At 60.2% G+C, this 6,225-nt stretch carries 4 protein-coding genes and 1 pseudogene; 4 read left to right on the forward strand and 1 reads right to left on the reverse strand.

All coding sequences use genetic code 11. From position 1 onward, the window contains the following. The 3 genes and pseudogenes from ACD584_RS21675 to ACD584_RS21685 all read left to right on the forward strand — a co-directional run. A pseudogene (locus tag ACD584_RS21675) lies at positions 1–748 on the forward strand (xylose isomerase); the annotation flags it as partial. 85 nt (positions 749–833) lie between these two features. Next, complete coding sequence (locus tag ACD584_RS21680) at positions 834–2,261, forward strand: sugar porter family MFS transporter (RefSeq protein ID WP_014507521.1); 1,428 nt, start codon at positions 834–836, stop codon at positions 2,259–2,261. A 268-nt stretch (positions 2,262–2,529) separates the two neighbouring features. Further along, complete coding sequence (locus ACD584_RS21685) at positions 2,530–4,077, forward strand: MASE1 domain-containing protein (protein WP_116923881.1); 1,548 nt, start codon at positions 2,530–2,532, stop codon at positions 4,075–4,077. Here ACD584_RS21685 and ACD584_RS21690 read toward each other — a convergent pair. Then, complete coding sequence (locus ACD584_RS21690) at positions 4,022–4,495, reverse strand: hypothetical protein (protein ID WP_012438535.1); 474 nt, start codon at positions 4,493–4,495, stop codon at positions 4,022–4,024. The two genes, ACD584_RS21685 and ACD584_RS21690, sit on opposite strands and share 56 nt — an antisense overlap. Positions 4,496–4,804: 309 nt before the next feature. Here ACD584_RS21690 and ACD584_RS21695 point away from each other — a divergent pair. After that, a protein-coding gene (locus ACD584_RS21695; protein ID WP_087942911.1) for an IS3-like element ISXca1 family transposase occupies positions 4,805–5,937 on the forward strand; the annotation gives its coding sequence in 2 pieces (ribosomal slippage) (positions 4,805–5,060 and positions 5,060–5,937; 1,134 coding nt in all). The last annotated feature ends 288 nt before the right edge of the window (positions 5,938–6,225 follow it).

The raw sequence follows: 6,225 nt of genomic DNA on the forward strand, positions 1-6,225 counted from the left end.
CCGCGAAGGCTATGCCTGCCTGCACAACACGCAGATGAAGCGCGAGCAGGACAACATGGCGCGCTTCCTCACCCTGGCGCGCGACTACGGCCGTGCGATTGGCTTCACCGGCAACTTCCTGATCGAGCCCAAGCCCATGGAGCCGATGAAGCACCAGTACGATTTCGACAGCGCCACGGTGATCGGCTTCCTGCGTCAGCACGGCCTGGACCAGGATTTCAAGCTCAATATCGAAGCCAACCACGCCACGCTGTCCGGCCACAGCTTCGAGCACGACCTGCAGGTGGCCAGCGATGCCGGCCTGCTAGGCAGCATCGATGCCAACCGCGGCAATCCGCAAAACGGCTGGGACACCGACCAGTTCCCGACCGACCTGTACGACACCGTCGGCGCGATGCTGGTAGTGCTGCGGCAGGGCGGGCTGGCACCGGGCGGGCTGAACTTCGATGCCAAGGTGCGGCGTGAATCGTCCGACCCGCAGGACCTGTTCCTGGCCCACATCGGGGGCATGGACGCGTTCGCACGCGGGCTGGAAGTGGCCGACGCGCTGTTGACCTCCTCACCGCTGGAAACCTGGCGCGCGCAGCGTTACGCCAGCTTCGACAGCGGCGCGGGCGCAGACTTTGCCAGCGGCACCAGCACGCTGGCGGATCTGGCCAAGTACGCCGCCGGCAAGGGCGAGCCGACGCAAGTCAGCGGCCGCCAGGAAGCCTACGAGAACCTGATCAATCAGTATCTGACGCGTTGATGTCCCGTGGCCGGCGGCGCACTGCGTCGCCGGCCGATGGCGGTCACCCCCGTGACCGCTCCCTTGCATGTTTCCAGGTGAACCCATGTCCAGTGTCTCCATTGACGGCGCCCCCGATGCCGGCGAGAACACCCGTTTCATCATCCTGATCAGCTGCGTGGCCACGATCGGCGGCTTTCTGTTCGGCTTCGACAGTGGCGTGATCAATGGCACCGTCGACGGGCTCAAGCAGACCTTCCAGTCCAGTGCCGCCGAGACCGGCTTCGAAGTCGCCTCGATGCTGCTGGGGTGCGCTATCGGCGCCTTCTTTGCCGGCCGTCTGGCCGACCGCTGGGGCCGCCGCGCGGTCCTGATCATTTCTGCGGCGCTGTTCCTGCTCTCGGCCATTGGTGCCGGTGCCTCGCACAGCTCCGGCTTCTTCATCTTCGCGCGCGTCATGGGCGGCTTTGCCGTCGGCGCAGCCAGCGTCATCTCGCCGGCCTACATCGCCGAGGTCGCCTCCGCGCGCTATCGCGGCCGGCTCGCCACCATGCAGCAGATCGCCATCATCAGCGGGCTGTTCTGCGCGTTCTTGAGCAACTACCTGCTGGCCAATGCCGCCGGTGCGTCCACCGAGCCGTTGTGGGCAGGGCAGGCCGCCTGGCGCTGGATGTTCTGGATGCAGGCCATCCCGTCGCTGCTGTTCCTGCTGCTGTTGCTGGTCATCCCCGAAAGCCCGCGCTACCTGGTGGTCAAGGGCCGTCGCGAGCAGGCGCTGGTGGTGCTCAAGCGGCTGTACGGTAACGCGGCCGCGCAGACCAAACTGGGCGAAATCTCCGCCTCGATGTCGGCCGACCAGCACAAGCCCAAGTTCTCCGACCTGATCAGCAAGACCACCGGCAAGATCCGCCCGATCGTGTGGATCGGCGTCGGCCTGGCAGTGTTCCAGCAGCTGGTCGGCATCAACGTGGTGTTCTATTACGGCGCGGTGTTGTGGCAGGCGGTGGGCTTCTCCGAACAGGACGCCTTGCTGATCAACGTGCTCTCCGGCGGCCTCAGTATCGGTGCCTGCCTGGTCACGGTGATGCTGGTCGACAAGATCGGCCGCAAGCCGCTGCTGTGGATCGGCTCGGCCGGCATGGCGGTATCGCTGGCCCTGGTGACCTACGCCTTCGCCACCGCCTCGCTGGATCCCAACGGCAAGCTCGCCATGTCCGATGCCATGGGCATGCTCGCGCTGGTTGCCGCCAACGTCTACGTGGTGTTCTTCAATGCCTCGTGGGGCCCGGTGATGTGGGTGATGCTGGGCGAGATGTTTCCCAACCAGATCCGCGGTTCGGGCCTGGCCATTGCCGGCGCCGCGCAGTGGACCTCCAACTTCGCCATCACCGTCAGCTTCCCGATCCTGCTCGGCAGCATCGGTCTTGCCGGCGCCTACGGCATCTACACCGTTGCCGCCTTCATCTCGGTGTTCTTCGTGCTCAAGTACGTCTACGAGACGAAGGGCAAGGAGCTGGAGCAGATGGAGGGCTGATCACGGCGTTGTGCTGATATCAGCATGAGAAACGCAGAAGGCCGCGCAATGCGCGGCCTTCTGCGTTGATGATCTCGCCGGGATCACTGTATCAGGCGGCCTAATTCCCGCGTGGCCCAACGCACCAGCAAAGTGCAATGCACGTCTTCAACTGCGATAACCGCCTGCAAGCGCGCAGGCTCTTTTTGCAAATTGTGCGCCACCGCTATACTCCAATAGGTAGTTTCCCCCCAGACTAGGGCGCATCGTGGAACCAAGGAGTGGTGGTATGGCGGTAGCTAAAGAGCTTGTCAGAGGCATGCTGATCAGCGTGTGCTACTGCTTGGTGTCTCTGATCCTCTGGCGCTTCTCCATTGACCAGTGGTATTTGCCAGTTGGCTTGCGGGTCGTCACCTTGCTGTTTCGACCGTATCGCGAATGGCCGTTCCTGTTAGCAGGAGATGCTGCGGCCATGTTGGTCTTGCGTATTCCGCTGGGCGAGCTGCAGGGGTTCAATCCGCTATGGGCTTACCTGAGTCCGTTCTTGCATGTGCCCTTGATTGCCAGCGGTGTTTTCCTGCTTCGTTACCATGTCCCTAATATCGTCAAGAAGCAGCACTGGCTTATTCCTGCCGCACTTGCGCTAGGGCTTTGGAATGCAGTCTGCAGTATGTTGTTAAATGAAACGCTTGGTGGTCCACCGATTTATCCTGTGATTGATCTGCTGCTGCTCTACTGTTCGGGTAGCTATCTTGGAATACTGATTTTGCTGCTTCCCACGATGTTGTGGACCAGTTGGAATGACGGGCCAGTGCATTCCAGTCTGCCAAGAGATCTTGCTGTTGCGGTTGTTTTCATTCTGGGACTGTTCTTCAGCCTAGGCGTCTGGAGTAACCCATCGATTCGAAACATTTTGATGATCGCGATGCTTGTGCCAATGATCGTCATGACCTTCAGGCACGGATGGAAAGGTATCGCATTGGGGTCGCTACTTGCTAGCTTTGGGCTTGAGTTCTCTCTTCCCAGGGTCTATCAGGCGGGCTTCTTCGATCAACATGTTTTTAATATTCAATTGCTCTATGGAGTCATGACGACCGCTCTCTTTATTTTTAACGCTCGCCTGCGTGAGTCTGCTCGCAATAATGTTTCGAATCGGGCAAAGGATGACACCTTTCTATTCGCTCGCGCGAGCTATTCCAGTGCAGAACGTCTGTTGCGCAACCGCGTACTTGAATATTCTGATATCAATGTGCAGATCAACAGGATGCGCAAAGATGTCGTGGCTGATTTGAGGGCGAAAGGGCAGCACGCGGTTGCAATGGAGATGACACGGGTTGGTGTGCTTGAGTCGCAGTTATTGCAGCAATATGTGGCCGCACTTTATCCTTTGGAAATCGAGACGCATGGGCTCTATCAAGCGTTGCGTTCGCCAGCACTTGAGCGTTTCTGTCAGTCTCGGTTTCAACACGTGTTTCGCGGAGATTGCAAGAATCTGTCGTTGGAGCTACAGCTGAGCGCGTATCGCAGTGTGCTTAACTGTGTCGAGATCTTGCCGTCATCAAGCAGGCATTTCATTCAGGCGCGTGCGTGGACAGGCAAAGGGGCTAGGGGTGTTGCGGTGCGTGTTATTGCGGATTCTTCGTCAGCTGAGCCGGCTGGACGCTACTCAGAAGATGTTGAAGCCGAACTGGATGCACGATTGAAGGCGCATGGCGGCATGCTTCGCCGCCGCCATGCGTTGGTTGTGACATTCCTTGTTGCTGAGCCTGATTCCGTGGAGGTCAGGGGGAGACTATCCACTGGTCCCCAGCTGCTTCACGCCGGGTTAGTACCTTGAAGTTCCTTGTTTGATAGACGAGTCGCGCTTGATCGCGTTGGGTTACATTAAGTGTTGTCGGGTCATTTGAGCGCGTGCTTGCAGAAATCTTGTTTGCTGAAGGCAACACGACGCGCTCTACATCCTTGCCCATTGGCAACGTCCAGAGGGCGTTGTCCACTCTCGCAACTACCGCGCGGACCACGCCGGTGACATCGTTGATTTGCAAGTAGGTGACTCCGTCGCGATGCAGTTCATATATGGCGAGCGAGGGGTCAATGGCCAGGTTGGCGGCTTTGGGGTTGCTATCGCCAAGTCCTGTCATTGCATGCGCACCGATACCACCGCTAGAGGGGCAGCATTGAGCCATTGCCGCGCTCGATGCGAAGAGTCCGACGATTAAACAGAAAGCCACAGGCCAGGTTTTTGCGTTCTTCATGATTTTGCCTTCCCCCTGCATGGGGCAACACCGCCTGCGATTCAGGCGCTTATACGTTACGTGTTGAATGGCAGATTTTGTTGATTGTTTGTCGCAGAAAATCGCTGCGGCATACCGTCCGCCGAACAGCGAGGAACAGTCAACCGCGTCCGCCGTTACCTGGACCTATCCGGTCAGGCGTGATGTGCAGTGCTGGAGCGCGCTATTTAGCGGCTCGGCTCGAGTTCGCCACCGGCACGTTCAAACTGACCTGCCCCCGCTGAGCCGTACCACGTGAAGCTGTAAAGTCCGTCAACCACGAGGACGGACATGAAGAAGAGTCGTTTCACCACCGAGCAGATCATCGGATTCATCAAGCAGGCGGATGCCGGGATGGCGGTGGCTGAGCTGTGCCGCCAGCACGGTTTCAGCCCGGCCAGCTTCTACCAGTGGCGGGCCAAGTACGGCGGCATGGAGGCCGAAGACGCGAAGCGCCTGAAGGAGCTGGAGCAGGAGAACAACCGCCTGAAGCGGTTGCTGGCCGAGGCGCACCTGGACATCGAGGCGCTGAAGGTCGGGTTCGGGGTAAAACGCTAGCCCCGCAACGCAAGCGCGAGGCAATCCGGCGCATGTGCGAGCTGACGTCGATCAGCGAGCGTCGGGCTTGTCGCCTTGCGGGGATCTCCCGCGATGCTTTCCGCCACGCGCCGACACCCACGCCGGCGACGCAAACCCTGTCGGCCAGACTGGTGGAACTGGCGCAGGCGCGTCGCCGCTTCGGCTATCGCCGCCTGCACGACCTGCTGCGCCCGGAGTTTCCGCAGGTGAACCATAAGAAGATCTACCGTCTGTACCGCGAGGCGAAGCTGAGCGTGCGCCGGCGCAAGAAGGCCAAGTTCCCGGCGGCACAGCGGCAGCCGTTACGGCCAGCGCGGCATCCCAACGAGGTAATCAGCATGGACTTCGTCTTTGATCAGTTGGCCAGTGGCCGCCGCATCAAATGCCTGACCGTCGCCGACGACTTCACCCATGAATGCGTGGACATCGCGGTGGACCATGGCATCAGCGGGGCTTACGTGGTGCGTGTGCTGGAGCAGATCGCCTGCTTCCGCGGCTATCCCCGCGCGGTGCGCACGGACAACGGCCCGGAGTTCACCAGCCGCGCCTTCATCGCTTGGGCACAGCAGCGTGGCATCGAACACATCCTGATCGAACCCGGCAAACCCATGCAGAACGGCTACATCGAGAGCTTCAACGGCAAGTTCCGCGACGAATGTCTCAACGAACACTGGTTCACGTCGCTGATCCAGGCTCGCGAGGTCATCGCCGATTGGCGGCGTGACTTCAACGAGGTACGTCCGCACAGCAGCTGTGGTCGCATCCCGCCAGCGCAGTTTGCCTCCAACCACCGAGCACAAACCGGCAACAACGCAGTACCCTTCAACCCCGGGCTTTATCAGTAATCACTGGTATGGCCGGTGGGGGCAGGTCAGACGGGCGACATCGTGGTGCTCTTCGGTAAAAGTGAACGTGAGGGCGTTGGCGGGCCATGGCGGGCTTGCATTTGCGCAATTATTGTTACTGTATAACACTTGATTCCATCGTTCGTCTGGCTACGCCGTGTCGCGTCCCTTACCGCAGAGTGTTGTTTGCCTGGTCACCATGCCGAACCTCCCGTGCTCGAAGCGGCGCGGTGGCCGCGTCGATCCAGCGGGGTTGGCCCGATGAGGCGGCGGCAGGTGTTGCACACC

The sequence above is a fragment of the Xanthomonas sp. NCPPB 2922 genome (genome assembly GCF_041520885.1).
Taxonomy (GTDB): domain Bacteria; phylum Pseudomonadota; class Gammaproteobacteria; order Xanthomonadales; family Xanthomonadaceae; genus Xanthomonas; species Xanthomonas campestris.